The organism is Streptomyces sp. NPDC058751, from assembly GCF_042746485.1.
Lineage (GTDB): Bacteria > Actinomycetota > Actinomycetes > Streptomycetales > Streptomycetaceae > Streptomyces.
In genome coordinates, this window is sequence record NZ_JBHYPZ010000005.1 from 62,063 (window position 1) to 82,741 (window position 20,679).

15 protein-coding genes are annotated in these 20,679 nt (G+C 69.6%); 9 read left to right on the forward strand and 6 right to left on the reverse strand.

All coding sequences use genetic code 11. The features are described from left to right. Positions 1–4: 4 nt before the first annotated feature. The 4 genes from ACFW6B_RS06975 (at position 5) to ACFW6B_RS06990 (ending at position 3,038) form a co-directional block, all read left to right on the forward strand. Positions 5–589, forward strand: a complete 585-nt coding sequence (locus ACFW6B_RS06975) for a DUF6932 family protein (protein ID WP_386592831.1) — start codon at positions 5–7, stop codon at positions 587–589. Beyond that, positions 586–1,518, forward strand: a complete 933-nt coding sequence (locus ACFW6B_RS06980) for a hypothetical protein (RefSeq protein WP_386592833.1) — start codon at positions 586–588, stop codon at positions 1,516–1,518. Before ACFW6B_RS06975 ends, ACFW6B_RS06980 begins: the two co-directional genes overlap by 4 nt. Before the next feature lie 270 nt (positions 1,519–1,788). Then, positions 1,789–2,106 (forward strand): hypothetical protein, encoded by a 318-nt coding sequence (locus ACFW6B_RS06985; RefSeq protein WP_386592835.1) that lies wholly within the window; start codon positions 1,789–1,791, stop codon positions 2,104–2,106. Between the two features lie 335 nt (positions 2,107–2,441). Beyond that, positions 2,442–3,038, forward strand: a complete 597-nt coding sequence (locus tag ACFW6B_RS06990) for a Uma2 family endonuclease (protein ID WP_386592837.1) — start codon at positions 2,442–2,444, stop codon at positions 3,036–3,038. Positions 3,039–3,117: 79 nt separating this feature from the next. Here the strand turns inward: ACFW6B_RS06990 and gdhA are convergent, their stop codons facing one another. The 5 genes from gdhA to rpsL form a co-directional block, all read right to left on the reverse strand. Then, the gene (gene gdhA / locus ACFW6B_RS06995) at positions 3,118–4,473 is read right to left on the reverse strand and encodes an NADP-specific glutamate dehydrogenase (protein ID WP_386592839.1); all 1,356 of its coding nucleotides are present in this window, start codon (positions 4,471–4,473) and stop codon (positions 3,118–3,120) included. 495 nt (positions 4,474–4,968) lie between these two features. Continuing rightward, entirely contained in the window at positions 4,969–6,162 is a 1,194-nt protein-coding gene (gene tuf, locus ACFW6B_RS07000; RefSeq protein WP_386592841.1) for an elongation factor Tu, read from the reverse strand. A gap of 143 nt (positions 6,163–6,305) precedes the next feature. Beyond that, complete coding sequence (gene fusA / locus ACFW6B_RS07005) at positions 6,306–8,432, reverse strand: elongation factor G (protein ID WP_386592843.1); 2,127 nt, start codon at positions 8,430–8,432, stop codon at positions 6,306–6,308. 39 nt (positions 8,433–8,471) lie between these two features. Further along, complete coding sequence (gene rpsG / locus ACFW6B_RS07010) at positions 8,472–8,942, reverse strand: 30S ribosomal protein S7 (protein WP_003992340.1); 471 nt, start codon at positions 8,940–8,942, stop codon at positions 8,472–8,474. 2 nt (positions 8,943–8,944) lie between these two features. Beyond that, positions 8,945–9,316, reverse strand: a complete 372-nt coding sequence (gene rpsL / locus ACFW6B_RS07015) for a 30S ribosomal protein S12 (protein WP_003948652.1) — start codon at positions 9,314–9,316, stop codon at positions 8,945–8,947. A gap of 429 nt (positions 9,317–9,745) precedes the next feature. Here rpsL and ACFW6B_RS07020 point away from each other — a divergent pair, with 429 nt between their 5' ends. The 5 genes from ACFW6B_RS07020 (at position 9,746) to ACFW6B_RS07040 (ending at position 16,594) form a co-directional block, all read left to right on the forward strand. Next, a complete protein-coding gene (locus ACFW6B_RS07020) occupies positions 9,746–10,447 on the forward strand; it encodes a Crp/Fnr family transcriptional regulator (protein ID WP_386592845.1) in 702 nt (233 codons plus the stop codon). Positions 10,448–10,650: 203 nt separating this feature from the next. Then, complete coding sequence (locus ACFW6B_RS07025; protein ID WP_386592847.1) at positions 10,651–11,490, forward strand: hypothetical protein; 840 nt, start codon at positions 10,651–10,653, stop codon at positions 11,488–11,490. Continuing rightward, positions 11,487–13,664: a hypothetical protein gene (locus ACFW6B_RS07030; protein WP_386592849.1), complete on the forward strand. Its 2,178-nt coding sequence runs from the start codon at positions 11,487–11,489 to the stop codon at positions 13,662–13,664. The genes ACFW6B_RS07025 and ACFW6B_RS07030 overlap by 4 nt, the downstream gene beginning before the upstream one ends. Before the next feature lie 3 nt (positions 13,665–13,667). Beyond that, a complete protein-coding gene (locus tag ACFW6B_RS07035; protein ID WP_386592851.1) occupies positions 13,668–15,044 on the forward strand; it encodes a PE-PGRS family protein in 1,377 nt (458 codons plus the stop codon). Between the two features lie 83 nt (positions 15,045–15,127). Then, the gene (locus ACFW6B_RS07040) at positions 15,128–16,594 is read left to right on the forward strand and encodes a M48 family metalloprotease (RefSeq protein ID WP_386592853.1); all 1,467 of its coding nucleotides are present in this window, start codon (positions 15,128–15,130) and stop codon (positions 16,592–16,594) included. A gap of 78 nt (positions 16,595–16,672) precedes the next feature. Here the strand turns inward: ACFW6B_RS07040 and ACFW6B_RS07045 are convergent, their stop codons facing one another. Continuing rightward, entirely contained in the window at positions 16,673–20,572 is a 3,900-nt protein-coding gene (locus tag ACFW6B_RS07045; protein WP_386592855.1) for a DNA-directed RNA polymerase subunit beta', read from the reverse strand. Between the last annotated feature and the right edge of the window lie 107 nt (positions 20,573–20,679).

Genomic DNA, 20,679 nt, shown 5'->3' on the forward strand with positions numbered 1-20,679 from the left:
TCATGTGCTGCCATCCTTCGCCGCGAGCGGATTCCTTCCCCTGGGCCGGTACTCCGTCTCCTTCGACGAAGCAGAGTCCCTGCTGGTCAGCGCACCGGAATTCTTGGATTCCGCGACACGCACGGGATTGTGGGACGGCCTCCGCGACTACCTCGACCGTTTCCTCACGCTCGAGGATGTGTACGCGGACGCGCTGGCCGGTCTCCCGCTCGTCCACAGGCTGTGGCTCGGCGGCAGCTTCGTCAGCACGAAACCCGATCCCGGGAACGTCGACGCCACCCTCCTGATCGACACGCGTGCGGAGCGTGCGGTACGGGGAAAGCCCGGCTCCAAGTGGCTGACCACCGCTTTTCAGAGCCGCGAGAGGATGAGGGAGAAGTTCGGCGTCTCGCCGCTGAGAATCGGGTACCAGCCCGTTGCCCATATCTTCCGGCCAGAACTCTTCACTCCCGACGAACAGACATACTTCACCCAACGAGGTGTGTGGGACGACTGGTGGCAGCGTCGCAGGCTGCCCGACCAGGACGACCGCTCGCCGTCGGAAGAGAGTGCCGCTCCGGCACGCGGATACCTGGAGGTGCGACTGTGACCGGCGGAAGTCCCCGAGAGCGCAGGCGTGAACTCCTGGCGGACGATCCGGAGGCGATGGCTGACGTCACCGCGCGCCTGCTGGACGAGATGGGCACCGAGGACAGGGACGACGAGGAGATCGAGGCGGAGCACCGGGCGAGCCGACTCGCCGCGGCACGCGAGTACGCACCGGATGCCCGGCTCGACGAAGAACTCCAGCTCCGCCTGACCGGTCCGGACACGGACGCCGGCGCCCTCCGCTTCCAGTGGGGTGACGCCCTCCTCGGGCCCGTCGAGCACGCGGTCTCCGTCGCCGCCCGTACACCCGTCCAGCTGGAGCTCACGGGAATCTCGGCGGGTAGCACCGTGGTCCACGCCCGGCCTGTCGTCCCCGCCGTCCCCCCGGAGCCGGACGTCCTCGGGGCTCCCGTCGTATCCGCCGCGAGCACCGGCATGAGCGCACTGACCGAACTGCTGGCCGCGCTGGAGTCCGAGAGCGACGTCCGCGAGTGGGCACGGCTCTTCGACACCGTCGAGACGCTGTCCCGTGCGCTCGGCAAGTACGACCTGGACCTGGGGGTGACCTGGTACGGCGCCGACGGCGGCATGCGCCGCGCCCGGCTGACCGAACGAGGCAGACACTACGTCGAACGCCTCAGCGAGACACGGGACCGCGATCAGCCGATCACCATCTCGGGCCGCGTCACCGAGCTGCGCGAGAGTGGCTGGGTGAAGGTCAAGACGGGCACGGCCAAGAACGCGCCGGCCTATGACGTCCGCTTCGAGGAGCCCGAGGAGCTGTTGCGGATGCGCCCCGGCCTCGGGGACAACGTCCATTTCCGGGTCCGTTTCCGGCAGCGGCTGGACTCCGTGGGCACCGCGAGGTCCACGGAATACACGTACCTCGGACCGGCCGCCGAACAGACGTCGATCCCACTCGAACCGTAGACACGTCCGCCCTGCCGGGCCGTCGTCGGCGACCGTAGGACCTTTGGCCGACCGCTTCCGCCGACTCATCGCACCCGAGAACGGCGTCATGCATCACGCCCGATACCCGCCACCTCACTCTCGCGGGTGAACATCGCCAACTCGACCGGGTTCAAGGCTGGTTGCCCGTCTTACGTTCAGTACGACACAGCACGAGCCCAGCCGTGCGACGGCCCCGCCGGAACGGCGATCCCAGCACGAGTGCCTGACCGCCCAGAAAGGTGTCCCTTCATGATGAGCGCGAAAAACGCCGGCGTACCCACGCGCGCCAAGTCATGGCCCACCGCCGACGGACACCCGGACCGAGGCTCCGACCACGGCGGTCTCATCCACGACAACGTCCCGCTCACCGAAAACTTCACGGTGGTCAGCAACGACCTCGCCCAGCACCCGGAGCTGTCCGGAGTCGCCATCGGGCTGGGCGTTTACATCCAGTCCGTCCCCACCGGCACCCCCGTCGACATCAAGACGCTCTCCGCCCGCTTCCCCGAAAGCCCGACCGAGATCGCCGCGGCCCTGCGCGAGCTGGAGACACACGGCTACCTGTGACGCTCCGCGCGGGTGCGGCGATCGCCGGGCTGCCCTAGGGGCTGCGCTCCAGCGCCTTCGGAGAAGGAGACGGTCGACCTGGCACTGCGGGAGTACGCCGAGCGTCGGCGGCGCGCCGAGACCCGGCTGCGGCACCTGAAAAGGGCCCGGCAGTGGGACGAGGACGAGTTCTGGGCACGGCACGCGGCGGAGAAGGGCCCCATGGGTGACGACCGCGCGGGCAGCGCCGGAGCCCGCCCCCGGCCGCTGCCGCGACTGCCGATCCGATCCTCCGGGAGCCGCCTAGCATGAACGGGACGATCCTTGCCCCCGGGCACAGACGAGGAGCGAGCGCCATGACCATCGCCCCGGACAACGCGCAGCAGGGCGCCGCCCACCGGTACCGGGCCATGCGCGATTTCGTTCAGTCCATGGACGACACCCTGCCCGGCAAGTTCGAGGTCACCAAGGAAGGAATCGTCCACGACATGATGGCGCCCATCGGCCCACATGAGCTGACCACCCTGCACCTGCGGAAACGGCTCGAAAAAGTGATGCCGGACGAGAACGTGGCCCACACGGGCGAGCCAGATGTCGAGAACGCGCCCGAGGGCATCATGCGACGCCCGGACGTGATGGTGATCGCGCTCGCCGACATGGAGGTCCCGGGCAGCTTCGATCCACGTACGCTCATCGCGGCCATCGAGGTCGTCTCCCGCTCCAACCCCGACAACGACTGGGTGAGCAAGACACGCGACTACCCCCTGATGGGCATCCCCGTCTACGCGATCTTCGATCCCCGCACCGGCACCGGCGCCGTTCTCACCGACATCCACCCCACCCCGGACGGCCCCCGCTACGCGACCCGGAAGGACTTCGTCTACGGCGAGGACGTCACCATCGCCGACTGGACGATCTCCACGGCGGACCTGCCGCTCTACCCGGGCACCTGACCCGGACACGGTGAAGGGGCCCGTACGGACGAAATCGTACGGACCCCTCTGAAGCTCGGCTCAGACCGAAGTCACCGGGTCAGATCACACCCTGCTCCAGCATCGCGGAAGCGACCCGCTCGAAGCCCGCGATGTTCGCGCCGCTGACGTAGTCGCCCGGGACGCCGTAGCGCTCGGCGGTCTCGTGGCAGGTGTCGTGGATGCCGTTCATGATCTGGGTCAGCTCGTCCTCGACCCGCTCGCGCGACCACGAGGTACGGGCGTGGTTCTGGCTCATCTCCAGCGCGCTGACCGCGACACCGCCCGCGTTGGCCGCCTTGCCGGGGCCGAAGGCGACGCCCGCCTTCTGGAAGAGGTGGACCGCCTCGGGGGTGGTGGGCATGTTGGCGCCCTCGGAGACCGCCTTGACGCCGTTGCCGATCAGCGTGGCCGCCGCGGCCGCGTCCAGCTCGTTCTGGGTGGCCGAGGGCAGCGCCACGTCGGCCGGCACGTCCCAGACGCTGCCGTTCGCGACGAACCGCGCCGACGCGCCGCGCCGTGCCGCGTAGTCGGCGACCCGGCCGCGCTCGACCTCCTTGATCTGCTTGAGCAGTTCGAGGTCGATGCCCTTGTCGTCGACGACGTAGCCGGTCGAGTCGGAGCAGGTCACCGCGTTGGCGCCGAGGGCGGCGAGCTTCTCGATGGTGTAGATCGCGACGTTCCCGGAACCGGAGACGACCGCGGTCTGGCCCTCCAGGTCCTCGCCGCGCTGCCGCAGCATGGCGGCGGCGAACAGGACGTTGCCGTAGCCGGTCGCCTCGGGACGGATCAGCGAACCGCCCCAGCCCGTGCCCTTGCCGGTGAGGACACCGGCCTCCCAGCGGTTGGTGATGCGGCGGTACTGGCCGAACAGGTAGCCGATCTCCCGGCCGCCCACGCCGATGTCGCCCGCCGGCACGTCCGTGTGCTCACCGATGTGCCGGTACAGCTCCGTCATGAACGACTGGCAGAACCGCATGACCTCGGAGTCCGACTTCCCGCGCGGGTCGAAGTCGCTGCCGCCCTTGCCGCCGCCGATGCCGAGACCGGTCAGGGCGTTCTTGAAGATCTGTTCGAAGCCGAGGAACTTCACGATGCCGAGGTTCACCGACGGGTGGAACCGCAGACCGCCCTTGTACGGGCCGAGCGCGCTGTTGAACTCCACGCGGTAGCCCCGGTTGACGTGCACCTTGCCGTGGTCGTCCTGCCACGGGACGCGGAAGATGATCTGCCGCTCGGGCTCCACCACGCGCTCGACGAGAGCCGCCTCGGCGTACTCCGGGCGCTGCGTCAGGACCGGGGCCAGCGTTTCGAGCACCTCGTGCGCGGCCTGGAGGAACTCGGGCTGCGCGGGATTGCGCCGCTCGATGTCGACGAGCAAGGAGGCGATACGGCTCTTGGTGTCGGGGCGGGTCACCTGGGGTCCCTTCAGACGGGGGTTGCCGGAACGGCTGACCGGGGTCGGTTTCGACCGGGTCGTTTCCGGCGGCATCGGCGTAAGGGGCCAGGGCTCACCCGCACACGGCGGACGCCTGGGGCCCCGGCACTCCGGTACGACCGGACGGGGTGCGCTCGGCGCCGTTGCCGGTGCGCAGTCCTATGGATCCCCCGCCCAGAGACGGAAGACCGCCCCTACAGTGTTACTCCTGAATTACGTCTGCGTTACGTGATTCTGCATACAGGCGGCAGGAATCGTTTCACCTGCGGGGATCGTCTCGACACCGTACGCCTGCGCGAGTTTCGTATACGCATACGACCAACTGGCGAGACGGGCGCGAGCGGCGGGACAGAGGCCCCTCGCCTCACCGCACGACCGCTCCCGGGCATGCGAAAGGGGCCCGTACGACCGAAGTCGTACGGGCCCCTTCGTGGAAGCTCAGCTCAGGCTGAAGCTACCGGGTCAGGCACAAGGTCACTTCGTGATCTTGGTGACCTGGCCGGCGCCCACGGTCCGGCCACCCTCACGGATGGCGAACTTCAGGCCCTCTTCCATGGCGACCGGCTGGATGAGCGCGACGGTCATCTCGGTGTTGTCACCCGGCATGACCATCTCGGTGCCCTCGGGGAGGGTCACAACGCCCGTCACGTCCGTCGTACGGAAGTAGAACTGCGGACGGTAGTTGTTGAAGAACGGCGTGTGGCGGCCACCCTCGTCCTTGGACAGGATGTAGGCCTGGGCCTCGAACTCGGTGTGCGGGGTGACCGAACCCGGCTTGATGATGACCTGGCCGCGCTCGACGTCCTCGCGCTTGATGCCACGGAGGAGCAGACCGACGTTCTCACCGGCCTGGCCCTCGTCGAGCAGCTTGCGGAACATCTCGATGCCGGTGACCGTGGTGGTGGTCTTCTCGGTCTTGATGCCGATGATGTCGACGGTCTCGTTGACCTTCAGGACACCACGCTCGATACGGCCGGTGACGACCGTACCGCGACCGGTGATCGTGAAGACGTCCTCGACGGGCATGAGGAACGGCTTGTCGACGTCACGAGCCGGGGTCGGGATGGACTCGTCGACGGCGGCCATGAGGTCCAGAACGGTCTGGCCCCACTCCTTGTCGCCCTCGAGCGCCTTGAGCGCCGAGACCTTGACGACCGGCAGGTCGTCGCCCGGGAACTCGTACTCGGAGAGGAGCTCACGGACCTCGAGCTCGACGAGCTCCAGGATCTCCTCGTCGTCCACCATGTCGGCCTTGTTCAGGGCGACGACGATGTACGGAACGCCGACCTGGCGGGCCAGGAGCACGTGCTCCTTGGTCTGCGGCATCGGGCCGTCGGTGGCGGCGACAACGAGGATGGCGCCGTCCATCTGCGCCGCACCCGTGATCATGTTCTTGATGTAGTCAGCGTGACCGGGGCAGTCGACGTGGGCGTAGTGACGGCCCTCCGTCTGGTACTCGACGTGCGCGATCGAGATCGTGATACCGCGCTGGCGCTCCTCGGGAGCCTTGTCGATCTGGTCGAAGGCCGAGGCCTCGTTCAGGTCCGGGTACGCGTCGTGCAGCACCTTGGTAATGGCGGCCGTGAGGGTCGTCTTACCGTGGTCGATGTGACCGATGGTGCCGATGTTGACGTGCGGCTTAGTCCGCTCGAACTTCGCCTTCGCCACTGGGGTCCTCCTACGGAGTGGTTCTGTACGCCTTACTCATCGGCGCCAGGTGATCTTTGCTGGGGTGCCGTCCGCCGGGGTTCTCCCTTGCCGGTCGAACCCCGGCGGTCGGTGTCAAGCCTAAAGCGTGTAAACGAGCTGTGTTACTCGCCCTTGGCCTTCGCGATGATCTCCTCGGCGACGTTCCGCGGAACCTCGGCGTAGGAGTCGAACTGCATCGAGTAGCTCGCGCGACCCGACGTCTTGCTGCGGAGGTCTCCGACGTAGCCGAACATCTCCGAGAGCGGGACCAGACCCTTGACGATCCGGGCGCCCATGCGCTCCTCCATGGCCTGGATCTGGCCACGGCGGGAGTTGATGTCGCCGATGACCTCACCCATGTAGTCCTCGGGCGTGGTGACCTCGACGGCCATCATCGGCTCGAGGAGCACGGGAGAAGCCTTGCGCGCGGCCTCCTTGAAGGCCTGCGAACCGGCGATCTTGAAGGCGAGCTCGGAGGAGTCGACCTCGTGGTAGCCACCGTCGAGAAGAATGACGCGGACGCCCGTCATCTCGTAGCCGGCCAGGATGCCGAACTGCATGGCCTCCTGCGCACCCGCGTCGACCGAAGGGATGTACTCCTTCGGGATGCGGCCACCGGTGACCTTGTTCACGAACTCGTACGAGGCGTCGCCGCCCTCGATCGGCTCGATCGCGATCTGCACCTTGGCGAACTGACCGGTACCACCGGTCTGCTTCTTGTGGGTGTAGTCAAGACGCTCGACGGCCTTGCGGATCGTCTCGCGGTACGCGACCTGCGGCTTGCCGACGTTGGCCTCGACCTTGAACTCACGGCGCATACGGTCGACCAGCACCTCGAGGTGCAGCTCGCCCATACCACCGATGATGGTCTGGCCGGTCTCCTCGTCCGAGTGAACCTGGAAGGAGGGGTCCTCCTCCGCGAGACGCTGGATGGCGACACCCAGCTTCTCCTGGTCACCCTTGGACTTGGGCTCGATGGCGACCTGGATGACCGGCGCCGGGAAGTCCATGGACTCCAGGATCACCGGGTTCTTGTCGTCGGACAGCGTCTCACCGGTGGTGGTCTGCTTCAGGCCCATGACGGCGACGATGTCGCCGGCGCCCACCGACTCGATCTCCTCACGCTTGTTCGCGTGCATGCGGTAGATCTTGCCGATGCGCTCCTTCTTGCCCTTGACGGAGTTCAGCACAGCGCTGCCCGCCTCGAGGCGGCCCGAGTAGACCCGGACGAAGGTGAGCTTGCCCAGGTGCGGGTCGCTCATGATCTTGAACGCGAGCGCGGACAGCGGCTCGTCCACGGACGGCTTGCGCTTGATGACGACCTCGGGGTCCTTCACGTCGTGGCCCTCGATGGCCTCGACGTCAAGCGGGGTCGGCAGGTAGCGCACGACCGCGTCGAGCAGGGGCTGGACGCCCTTGTTCTTGAACGCGGTACCGCAGAACACGGGGGTGACCGTGACGTCGCTGGACTTGCCGGACGCGATGGTGACGCGACGGATCGCGGCGTACAGCTGCTCCTCGGTGGGCTCCTGGCCCTCCAGGAACAGCTCCATGATCTCGTCGTCGTGCTCCGCGACGGTCTCGACCAGCTTGCCGCGGTACTCCTCGGCGGCCTCGGCGTGCGTGGCCGGGATGTCGACGACGTCGTACATCTCGCCCTTGGCCGCCTCGGCGGACCACACGAGCGCCTTCATGCGGACCAGGTCCACAACGCCCTTGAAGTCCATCTCGGCACCGATCGGGAGCTGCATGACGATCGGGACGGCGCCGAGGCGGCTCTCGATCATGTCGACACAGCGGTGGAACTCGGCGCCGGTACGGTCCAGCTTGTTCACGAAGCAGATGCGCGGCACGCCGTAACGGTCGGCCTGACGCCACACCGTCTCGGACTGCGGCTCGACACCCGCGACACCGTCGAACACCGTGACGGCACCGTCGAGGACGCGCAGCGAGCGCTCCACCTCGACCGTGAAGTCGACGTGGCCCGGGGTGTCGATGATGTTGATCGTGTGGTCGACGTCCTCGAGCGACCAGTGACAGGTGGTGGCAGCAGAGGTGATCGTGATGCCACGCTCCTGCTCCTGCTCCATCCAGTCCATGGTGGCGGCGCCGTCGTGGACCTCACCGATCTTGTAGCTGACGCCGGTGTAGAAGAGGATCCGCTCGGTGGTGGTCGTCTTGCCCGCGTCGATGTGGGCCATGATCCCGATGTTGCGGACCTTGGCCAGGTCAAGTGAAGTGGTAGCCATAAGGCTTCAGTCTTCTCTCGGTCTCGATGTGGGTAGCGACTACCAGCGGTAGTGCGCGAAGGCCTTGTTGGACTCGGCCATCTTGTGGGTGTCCTCACGCTTCTTCACAGCGGCGCCGAGGCCGTTGGAGGCGTCGAGAAGCTCGTTGAGCAGACGCTCGGTCATGGTCTTCTCGCGACGGGCGCGGGAGTAACCGACCAGCCAGCGCAGCGCGAGCGTGTTGGCACGACCGGGCTTGACCTCGATCGGAACCTGGTACGTCGCACCACCGACACGGCGGGACTTGACCTCGAGGGTCGGCTTGATGTTCTCCAGCGCGCGCTTCAGCGTGATGATCGGGTCGTTGCCCGTCTTCTCACGCAGACCCTCCATGGCGCCGTAGACGATGCGCTCGGCGGTGGAGCGCTTGCCGTTCAGCAGCACCTTGTTGATGAGGGAGGTCACCAGAGGGGAACCGTAGACCGGGTCGATGATGACCGGGCGCTTCGGGGCGGGGCCCTTACGAGGCATTTCTACTTCTCCTTCTTGGCGCCGTAGCGGCTGCGGGCCTGCTTGCGGTTCTTGACACCCTGGGTGTCGAGGGAACCGCGGATGATCTTGTAACGAACACCAGGCAGGTCCTTCACACGGCCGCCGCGCACGAGCACGATGGAGTGCTCCTGCAGGTTGTGTCCCTCACCCGGAATGTAGGCCGTGACCTCGATGCCGCTGGTCAGACGCACACGCGCGACCTTACGCAGGGCCGAGTTCGGCTTCTTCGGGGTGGTCGTGAACACACGCGTGCAGACGCCACGACGCTGGGGCGAACCCTCGAGTGCGGGCGTCTTGTTCTTCTCGACCTTGTCCTGCCGGCCCTTCCGGACCAGCTGCTGGATCGTAGGCACTACTTCTCCGGTTTCTGTGTGCCGAATGGTGAAGCTAACCTGGAACGCCACCGACCCACGCGGTCGGGTGTGTCGAATGCTGCAGACCCCTCGCCGCAAGGCGGAAAGGGCGCAGATCGCGGTGGCCACTTACGGCTCCCCTTGCGGTCTGAAGGCACGCACGAGAGCCAGGGCACACCCCAGGCACAAGGTATGAGCGTACCTACCTCACGGACTTCGGTCAAAACAAATGCCGTGGTGCCCGACACGCCGGACTTCTCCCGATCCATTCTCGGGGCACTTCACACTTGGCGCAGCTTGTCACCGGTTCCGCGATGAAAGTCCCCGATTCGGTTCGCACCGCACACACTGGGTGATGACGTTGACCCATTGCGACGCGCCGGTCACGGTGCGTCGCGACGGGCTGGCCCGGGGGACGGGGGATGGACCATGGCGGCTGCGCCCTTGAGCGGGGACGAGAGCCTGGACGACCGGGTGCCGTTCCTGGCACGCCTGGAGAACGAGGACCGCTCCGCGCTGCTGTCCCTCGGCCACGAACTGTCCTTCACGCCCCGGACGGTGCTCCTGCGCCAGAGCGATCCCTCGTCGCACGTGCTGATCGTGACGCACGGCTGGACGAAGGTGACGGCGTCCGCCGCCAACGGCTACGAGGCGCTGCTCGCGCTGCGCGGCCCCGGCGACATCGTCGGGGAGTCCGCCGCGCTCACCGGCCGACCGCGCTCCGCGACGGTCACGGCCCTGGAACCGGTCCGCACGGTCGCGCTCGTACGCGAACACTTCCGGGACCTCCTCGCCCGCTCCCCCGCGGTCTCCTTCGCCCTCCTCGGCCTCACCTCGGACCGCACCCGCGCCGCCGACCGCCGCCGCCTGGAGTTCGCCTCCATGAGCGTCCGCGAGCGCTTCGCGGCGCTCCTGCTCGACCTGGCCCGCACGAACGGCCGGCGCACCGAGGAGGGCGTCGAACTCTCCGTCCCGCTGAGCAAACAGGAGCTGGCGGGCTCGGTGGGGGCGTCCCGGGAGATGGTCCAGCGCCTGCTGAAGGAACTCCGGGAGCGGGAAGCGGTGCTGACGGGCCGTCGGACGATGGTGATCCTGCGCATGGACGTCCTGCGGAGGATCGCCCGGCGATGAACCCCCAGCCCCTACGGGGACGCGCCGACGGCCCCGCCGGCGGCGCGCCGCCCGGCACCGGACTCCCCGACGGCCGGTACTCCCGTGACCGCGGAGCACTTATGTGCACACGGTCACACTTCGAGTGGGACATCCGTCCTCACACCCGTCCCACCGGTGACGCCACCCTGCTTGCCAGGCGAGGCACCCACCGAAAGGCGACCATGACCGACCCCGTGAGCCGGACGATCCTCCTGCTGGACATCGAGAAGTACAGCGACCGGGACGACGTGGAGCAGGCCTACCTGCGCCGGATGCTGTACGACATCACGGACCGCGCGCTGGAGAGCGCCGGCATCGACGAACGGCTGCGCCTGCGGGCGGACCGCGGCGACTCGGTGATGGAGCTGATCGACGCGGGCGCCTCCGTCACGGCCCTGCTGCGCACCCTGCTCGCCGAGGTGCCCGACCTGCTCCAGGCGGTCAACCGGACGGCGTCCAGCTCGGCCCAGATCCGGCTGCGCGGTGTCGTGGCCACCGGATACGTCGCCGTCGACGAGCACGACGGCTGGGTCGGCTCCGACCTCAACCACGCCTGCCGGCTCCTCGACGCCCACCTGCTGCGCGCCGCCCTGCGGGAGCGTCCGGACGACTTCGCCCTGTGCGTCTCCGAGGGCGTGCACGCCGGGATCGTGCGGCACGACCACCCGGGCGTCCCGGCGCAGGACTTCCACGCGGTGACGGTGGACAGCAAGAACGGACCCCTGCGGGCCTGGCTGCACGGCCCGGTCCCGCACTGGGCGAAGGGCCCCGGAAGCGGGGGAGCCCCGGCGCCGGACTGCTCGGGGGAGAGCCCGGCGCCGGGGGCGGACACCACCGGGCCCCGGGCGGAGCCGAAGGGAACGGCGGGAACGCCGGCGCCGCCCGGGAACGTCGTCTTCAATTTCAGCGGCGGCTCCCCCGCCTTCGGCGGCAGCCTCGTCGCGGGGGACCAGCACGGGGTGTCCGGCGGACAGGTCACCGGGGACGTCCACCTGGGCCGGAGCGGGGGTGGGCCCGCGTGACGGCACCCTCCCCCACCGACCGGGGCGGCCCCGACGAGGCGGCCCCGCCGTGGCCGCCGGGACCCCGCCCCGACACCGAGGCGGACACCGGCACGGGCGAGCCCGAGGAGGAGACCCAGGAGGCCAGGGCCGCACAGCGCGAACTCGTCGCGCACACCCCGGGATTCATCTTCGGCGAGGCCTCGTCCTTCGGCGGCAGCCTGGTCGCCGGGGCCCAGCACGGGGTGTCGGCGGGCGGCTCGGCCCGTGACGTGTTCCTGGGCGGCAAGACGGAGATCCACCACCACGGCACGGGCCCCGCGTCGGCGGCGTACGTCTCCGGCGAGATACCCCGGCAGCGGCTCGACGCGCTCGCCGCGGTCTTCGTCGAGAGCCCCTCCTTCGCCGCCGCCCTGGCCCGGCTGCGCGACGAACGCGTCCTCGTCCTCGCCGGCGCCCGCTCCACCGGCCGCCACTCCGCCGCGCTCATGCTCCTGCACCGCCTGGGCGTACCCGCCGTGCACGCGCTGTCCGCCGAGACCGGCCCGGCGAACCTGGGCACCCAGCTCCCGTCGCCCGCCGGCCACGTCCTGCGCGACCTGACGCTCAGCCGCAACCGCCCGCTGCGCGACACCCACCTGTACGCGGCCCGCGACCGGCTCGCGAAGACCGGCGGGTATCTGGTCGTGACCCTGGAGAACTCCCCGTTCCTGCTCGGGGTCACCCCCTCCGCCTGGGAACCCCCCGAGGCCGCCGCCGTGCTCCGCGCCCACCTCGCCGACCTGCGGAAGGAGCCCGCGGACATCCCCGGCCTGCTCGACCTCGCCCCGGTCCGCGACTTCCTCGCGCGCGGCGCCCACCGGCCCGCCGAGGCGGCCCGGTTCGCCGCCGAGGTCGCCCGCTACGACGGCGGCGAACAGGCGGCGGCCCGCCTCGCCGACTTCGGACACGCGGCCGTCGAACAACAGTGCCGCGAATGGCTCGGCGACCCCGAGACCACCCTGCGCGACAAGGCGTTCCTCATCTCGCTCGCCGTCTTCGACCAGGCGCCCTACGTGCTCGCCGCCGAACTCGCCGACAAGCTGTACGTGCACTTCCAGCGGCTCCAGCACCCCGAGCAGCCACCGGAGATCCCGGTGTTCGGACTACCCGCCGAGACCCGGCTGGAGCGGGCGCGCGCCGAGGGCGAGTTGCGCGACGAGGACACCGACTGGGGACCGGTCCCGCAGTTCACGGCCCGCTTCAAGAAGGAGAACACCCCCCGGGTGCTGCTCGGCGAGGTCTGGACGGGACACCCCTCGGCACGGCCCGCGCTGGTCGCCTGGCTCAAGGAGCTGGCCCGCGACGGCCGGCCGGTCGTCCGGACCCGGGCCGCCGCGGCCGCCGCGCTGCTGGCCCACGCCGACCTGCCCTCGGCGATGGCGCTGCTGATCGACGGCTGGGCGGTGTCCAAGGCCTTCGGACCCCGGATCACCGCCGCGAACACCCTCACGCTCGCCCAGCTCCTCGACGCGCCCGTCGTCCTGCGCCTGCTCACCCGGTGGTGCACGGACGGCCACTGGGCCCGCCGCTGGACCGCGATCCGCGCCTTCGGCCTGCTCACCCCGCTGCGCCCCGACCTCGCGGGCCCGGCGCTCAGCGCCCTCGCCGCCCGTGCCCGCGCCGGAGGCAGCGACAGGACCGAGTCGAAGAACCTGGTCGACTCCACGGCCCTGCTGCTCTCGGTGGGCGCGCGGCGCGGCGAGATGCTCTCCGAGCTGGTGCGCCTGCTCCACCACGACACGGCCTCGGTCCGGGCGCTCGCGCTGGCCGCGTTCGTGCGCTCCTGCGACAACGCGGAGGAGGGCGCGCTCGTCGAGTGGTACGCCGACACCGGCATGTACGAGACGGACTCGGCCCGGGACCTCGCCACCCTCTGGCGGACCGCGCTCGGCGACCGCGGGCACACCCGCGCCGCCCTGGCCGCCCTGCGCACCTGGGTACGGCTGGCCGAGCGCCGCCCGGACGTCGCCCAGGCCCTGGAACTGCTGCTGCCCGCGCTGGTCGTCACGGCGGACGACCGCAAGCGGCTGGGCCACGAACTGGCCGGCATGCCCGCCCCGGACGGCGGTGCCCGCTCGCCCGTGGCCGACCGGCTGCTCGGCCTCCTGATCCCCTCCACCCCAGATCCATCGAGAGATCCATCGAGGAGTTGAACCATGGCGGAGTTCCGCCGTCAGCCGGAGTGGCAGCAGGACGCCAACCGGCACACCATGCTCATCGACCCGGTGCTCACCGTGCGGCCCATGTCCCGCTTCGACCACACCGTCCGCCGCACGGTCACCGCGATCGACCACGCACTGGTCTTCGTCACCGCGAAGGGCACGTACGACGTCTACACACCGCCGCACCGGCCGAGCCGCTCGGACGCGGCCACCCGCCGCTACACCTCCGTCTACGAGGTGGACATGGGCAGCCACCCCGTCCAGCTCGCGCTGGAGATGCCGAGCGACGACGACGCGTTCTCCTTCGGCGCCACGGCCGACCTGACCTGGCGCGTCGCGGACCCGATCGCGTACGTGGCGAGCGGCGAGCGTGACGTGCCGACGCGGCTCACCCGTGAACTGCACCAGCTCGCGCGGCCGGTGAGCCGCGCCTTCTCCATCGAGGACAGCCCGGCCGCCGAGCGCGCCGTCCAGCGGGCCGTGGACGAGGGCGGTTTCGCCACGGGCATCGGACTCGCCGTGACCTGTGCCGTGCGGCTGCGGCTGGACGACGAGGCCATCGCGCACCGGCGCCGACGCCGGAACCTGCGCTACGAGTCCGACATGCTCGACCCCGAGCACGAGTACCGGCTGCGGGCGGCCCGGCAGCAGCACGAGCTGGAGATGCTGCGCCGGCAGCAGGAGCACCAGCTGATCGCCGAGAAGATCGGCTTCTACCAGTACCACCTCCAGCACGGAGGCGTCGCCGCCTGGGCCCTGCACCTGTCCCAGCACCCCGAGGACACCAAGATGGTCGTCGGGTCCATCCAGAAGGACCAGCTGGCCATCATCAGGGGCCAGCTGCAGGTCCTCGCCGGGGACAGCCTGGAGGACTTCCAGAAGGCGGAGTCGGCGCGCTCGACCCTGCGCGCCGTGGACGAGCTGATCCAGCAGCAGACGCCTCCGGCGCAGGGGGCGCTGCCCGCCGGAGCGACACCCGGACAGCCGCCGGCACCGCCCCAGCCGCCGTACCCGGGCCAGTCCCCGTACCCGGGCCCGTCGCCCCAGCCGCCGTACGCCGGACAGCCTCCGTACGGGGGCGGCCCGCCCTCGTACGCCGGGCAGTCCCCGGCCCCGTACGCGGGCGGTCCGCCGCCGTACGCGGAAGGTCAGCCGCCGTACGCGGGACAGCACCCGTCCTCGGACGGACAGCCTCCCTACGCGGGAGGCCGGCCGCCGTACGCCGGACAGCCCCCGTACGCCGGTGGTGCGGACGCCGGGTCCCCCGTGGTGCCGGGACCGGCCCCGGCCGTGCCTCCCCTGCCCGGCCGCCCCGACGACACACGAGCCGCCCTGCCGCCGGACGCGACCTCGGAGGACGGGCCCGCCTGACCACGCCCGCCGAGGCGCCGTCGGCCGCGCCGACCACCGGCTGACGTCCCCGCACAGCCACCAGCCACACCGAAGGAGCCGTCATGTCCCAGCCTCCGGGCCCGCCCCACGAGCCCGCCTACCCGGGAACCCCGTATCCGGGAACCGCGCCCCCGCCGCCCGAGTACCCAGGGGCCTCCGCTCCCCCGCCGCAGTACCCCGGCGGACCGGAGCCCCAGTACCCCGGAGCGGGAGGCCCCGCGCCCCAGTACCCGGGCGGTCCCTACCCGGGAGGCCCCTACCCGGGAGGCCCAGGCGGACCGGGCCCGCGGTACCCGGGGACGGCGGCCGCGAGCCCGGCGCCGCCCCAGTACCCCGGAGCCGGAAGCCCCGCGCCCCACTACCCGGGCGGTCCCTACCCGGGAGGCCCGGGCCCCGGCGGACCAGGACCCCAGTACCCCGGCGCCCCCGGCCCCGGCGGACCGGCACCCCAGTACCCCGGAGTCGGCGGAGTCGGCGGGCCGGGACCTCAGTACCCGGGCCCGGGGGCCGAGCCCCGGTTCGCGGGGCAGCAGCCGGAGCCGAAGCCGTTCATCCCCCGGCCCGCCGTCGCGCCCGACGACCTCGACTACCGCCACCAGGGCTCACGCGTCCACCTGGCGAGCCACCAGCGCGGCGCCGACGCCACCGCCATCGGACAGCTGGCCACACAGGTCCCGGGCGCCCTGGTGAGCCTCGCCGTGGTGTCGGCCTTCGCCCTGGGGCTGCTCGGCACGGTCCTGGGCTGGGTGGTCGTCGTGGCCTGGCTGGCCTCCGGCGCGCTCGTCTTCCACCGGCCCACCGAACTCCGCTTCGCCCGGCACGTGCTCAAACTGCGGGAGCCGCTGGCCGAGGAACGCGCCCGGCTGGAGCCGATCTGGCGCGAGGTCACGGCCCGCGCCGGCATCGCGGCCGACACCTACGAGCTGATGATCGAGAACAGCGAGGACCTGAACGCGGTCGCCGCCGCCGGCCACGTCGTCGGCGTCACCACCTACTCCCTCAACAAGATCCCCAGCAGCAACCTCGCCGCCGTGCTCGCCCACGAACTCGGCCACCACACCGGCGGCCACGCCTGGGCCGGCCTCCTCGGCTACTGGTACTCGCTGCCCGGCAGGCTCGCCTGGGCCTTCACCCGCGCTCTGGCCAGGATCGCGCTCGCCGTCGCCGGGGTCTTCTCCGCGGCCGCGACCGGGCTGCTCATCCTCTTCATGGGCATGTTCGTCGTCGCCGGGTTCCTCGTCGCCTGGTACATCACGGTCCCCCTCGTCGTCGCCCCCTACCTCCTCGCCTGGGCGGGCCGCCTCGGCGAACTGCGCGCCGACCAGCAGGCCGCGGCCCTCGGCTTCGCGCCCGAGATGGCCGAGGTCCTGCACCATTTCCAGGCCGAGGAGGACGCGGCGAAGTCGGCCGCCGCCGCCCGGGGCAAGAAGCTCCAGGAGCCCACCGGCCTCGCCAGGCTGCTGTCCACCCACCCCGACAACCACACCCGGCTGCGCGCCCTGGAGCCGTACCTCCAGCTCGCGCGCTGATCCCGGGAACGCCGAAGGGCGGTCACCCCCGGTGGGGATGACCGCCCTTCGTACTAGCTAGCGCCTATCGGCAGCCGCTCACTGGTTGTACGGACCGTAGTCGTAGTCCTCCAGCGGGACGGCCTGGCCGGAGCCCGTGCCGAACGGCGAGTAGTCGATGTCGTCGTAGCCGACGGCCGAGTACATCGCGGCCTTGGCCTCCTCGGTCGGCTCGACCCGGATGTTGCGGTAGCGGGACAGACCCGTACCGGCCGGGATGAGCTTACCGATGATGACGTTCTCCTTGAGGCCGATGAGGCTGTCGGACTTGGCGTTGATCGCCGCGTCCGTCAGAACTCGGGTCGTCTCCTGGAAGGAGGCGGCCGACAGCCAGGACTCCGTCGCCAGCGAGGCCTTGGTGATACCCATCAGCTGCGGACGGCCGGAGGCGGGGTGACCGCCCTCGGTGACCACACGACGGTTCTCGGTCTCGAACTTCGAGCGCTCGACCAGCTCGCCGGGCAGCAGCTCCGCGTCGCCCGACTCGATGATCGTCACACGGCGCAGCATCTGCCGGATGATGATCTCGATGTGCTTGTCGTGGATCGACACACCCTGCGAGTTGTAGACCTTCTGGACCTCGCCGACCAGGTGGACCTGGACGGCACGCTGGCCCAGGATGCGCAGCACGTCGTGCGGGTTGGTGGCACCCACGGTGAGCTTCTGGCCCACCTCGACGTGCTCGCCCTCGGACACCAGGAGACGGGCGCGCTTCGAGATCGGGAACGCCGTCTCGTCGCTGCCGTCGTCCGGGGTGACGACGATCTTCTTGGTCTTCTCGGTCTCCTCGATCCGCACGCGGCCGGAGGCCTCGGAGATCGGGGCGACGCCCTTCGGGGTACGGGCCTCGAAGAGCTCGACGACACGGGGCAGACCCTGGGTGATGTCGTCACCGGCCACACCACCGGTGTGGAAGGTACGCATCGTCAGCTGGGTACCGGGCTCACCGATGGACTGGGCGGCGATGATGCCGACCGCCTCACCGATGTCGACCAGCTTGCCGGTGGCCAGCGAGCGGCCGTAGCACATGGCGCAGGTGCCGACGGCGGACTCACAGGTCAGGACCGAGCGGGTCTTGACCTCCTCGATGCCGTGCTTGACGAGCTCGTCGATGAGGACGTCGCCGAGGTCGGTGTTGGCCGGGGCCAGCACCTTGCCGTCGACGGTGATGTCCTCGGCCAGCGCACGTGCGTACACGCTGGTCTCGACGTTCTCCGTCTTGCGCAGCACGCCGTCCTCGCCGCGCTCGGCGATGGCCAGACGCAGACCGCGGTCGGTGCCGCAGTCCTCCTCGCGGATGATGACGTCCTGCGAGACGTCCACCAGACGACGGGTGAGGTAACCCGAGTCGGCGGTACGCAGGGCGGTGTCGGCCAGACCCTTACGGGCACCGTGCGTGGAGATGAAGTACTCCAGCACGGACAGGCCCTCACGGAACGAGGCCTTGATGGGACGCGGGATGGTCTCGTTCTTGGCGTTCGACACCAGACCACGCATACCGGCGATCTGACGCATCTGCATCATGTTGCCTCGGGCGCCCGAGTTCACCATCATCGAGACCGGGTTGGTCTTCGGGAAGTTCTCGTTCATCGCCTCGGCGACCTCGTTGGTCGCCTTGGTCCAGATCGCGATGAGCTCCTGAGTGCGCTCTTCCTTGGTGATCAGACCACGCTCGTACTGCTTCTGGACCTTCTCGTCCAGGTCCTCGTAGCCCTTGACGATCCCGCGCTTGGCGTCGGGAACGACGATGTCGGAGATGGCCACGGTGACACCGGAACGGGTCGCCCAGTAGAAGCCCGCGGACTTCAGGTTGTCGAGCGTCGCCGCCACGATGACCTTGGGGTAACGCTCGGCGAGGTCGTTGACGATCTCGGAGAGCTGCTTCTTGCCCACCTCGTAGTCCACGAACGGGTAGTCCTCGGGCAGCAGCTCGTTGAAGAGCGCGCGGCCCAGGGTCGTCCGCAGGCGGAAGGTGTCACCCTGCTGCCACTCCGGCTCGCCCTCCTCCTGCGCCGGCGGGGTCCAGCCGCGCGGCGGGATGGTGCCCACCGGGAAGCGGATGTCCACGCGCGACTGCAGCGAGAGCTCGCCGGCGTCGAACGCCATGATCGCCTCGGCCACGGACGCGAAGGAGCGCTCCTCGCCCTTGACGTTGCGCAGCTCGCCGTCGGTGGTCAGGAAGAACAGACCGAGGACCATGTCCTGGGTCGGCATCGTGACCGGGCGGCCGTCGGCGGGCTTGAGGATGTTGTTCGAGGACAGCATCAGGATGCGGGCCTCGGCCTGCGCCTCCGCGGAGAGCGGCAGGTGCACGGCCATCTGGTCACCGTCGAAGTCCGCGTTGAACGCGGTGCAGACGAGCGGGTGGATCTGGATGGCCTTGCCCTCGACGAGCTGCGGCTCGAAGGCCTGGATGCCGAGGCGGTGCAGCGTGGGCGCACGGTTCAGCAGGACCGGGTGCTCGGCGATGACCTCTTCGAGGACGTCGTACACGACCGTGCGGCCGCGCTCGACCATCCGCTTGGCGCTCTTGATGTTCTGCGCGTGGTTCAGGTCGACCAGGCGCTTCATCACGAACGGCTTGAAGAGCTCCAGCGCCATGGCCTTGGGCAGACCGCACTGGTGCAGCTTCAGCTGCGGACCGACGACGATGACGGAACGCGCGGAGTAGTCCACGCGCTTGCCGAGCAGGTTCTGACGGAATCGACCCTGCTTGCCCTTGAGCATGTCGGACAGCGACTTCAGCGGACGGTTGCCGGGGCCCGTGACCGGGCGACCACGACGGCCGTTGTCGAAGAGCGCGTCGACGGCCTCCTGGAGCATGCGCTTCTCGTTGTTCACGATGATCTCGGGCGCGCCGAGGTCGAGAAGCCGCTTCAGGCGGTTGTTGCGGTTGATCACGCGGCGGTACAGGTCGTTCAGGTCGGAGGTCGCGAAGCGGCCACCGTCCAGCTGCACCATCGGACGCAGGTCCGGCGGGATGACCGGCACGCAGTCGAGCACCATGCCCTTGGGGCTGTTGCTGGTCTGCAGGAACGCGGAGACGACCTTGAGGCGCTTGAGCGCGCGGGTCTTCTTCTGGCCCTTGCCGGTGCGGATGATCTCGCGGAGGCGCTCGGCCTCCTCGTCGAGGTCGAAGGACTCCAGGCGCTTCTGCAGCGCCGCGGCACCCATCGAACCGTCGAAGTACGTGCCGAAGCGGTCACGCAGCTCGCGGTAGAGGAGCTCGTCGCCCTCCAGGTCCTGGACCTTGAGGTTCTTGAAGCGGGTCCACACCTCGTCGAGACGGTCGATCTCGCGCTGCGCGCGGTCGCGCAGCTGCTTCATCTCGCGCTCGGCGCCCTCGCGCACCTTGCGGCGCACGTCGGCCTTGGCGCCCTCGGCCTCCAGCTCGGCCAGGTCGGTCTCGAGCTTCTTGGCGCGGGCTTCGAGGTCGGCGTCGCGACGGTTCTCGACCTGCTGGCGCTCGACGGAGACGTGGGCCTCCAGCGAGGGCAGGTCGCGCGTGCGGCGCTCGTCGTCGACGTACGTGATCATGTACGCGGCGAAGTAGATGACCTTCTCGAGGTCCTTCGGGGCGAGGTCGAGCAGGTAGCCCAGACGCGACGGAACGCCCTTGAAGTACCAGATGTGGGTGACGGGAGCGGCCAGCTCGATGTGGCCCATCCGCTCACGGCGCACCTTGGCGCGAGTGACCTCGACGCCACAGCGCTCACAGATGATGCCCTTGAAGCGGACGCGCTTGTACTTGCCGCAGTAGCACTCCCAGTCCCGGGTCGGACCGAAGATCTTCTCGCAGAAGAGTCCGTCCTTTTCGGGCTTGAGGGTGCGGTAGTTGATGGTCTCGGGCTTCTTGACCTCGCCGTGGCTCCACTGACGGATGTCGTCAGCGGTGGCCAGACCGATCCGGAGCTCATCGAAGAAGTTGACGTCGAGCACTATGCGTCAATCCCTCTCAGGGTTGTAAGTCTTAGGGGTCTGATACGGGGGTCCTGGGGCCGGCGGGCCTCCGTCACCTTTTCCACAGGTGGCCGAAGGCCCGCCGG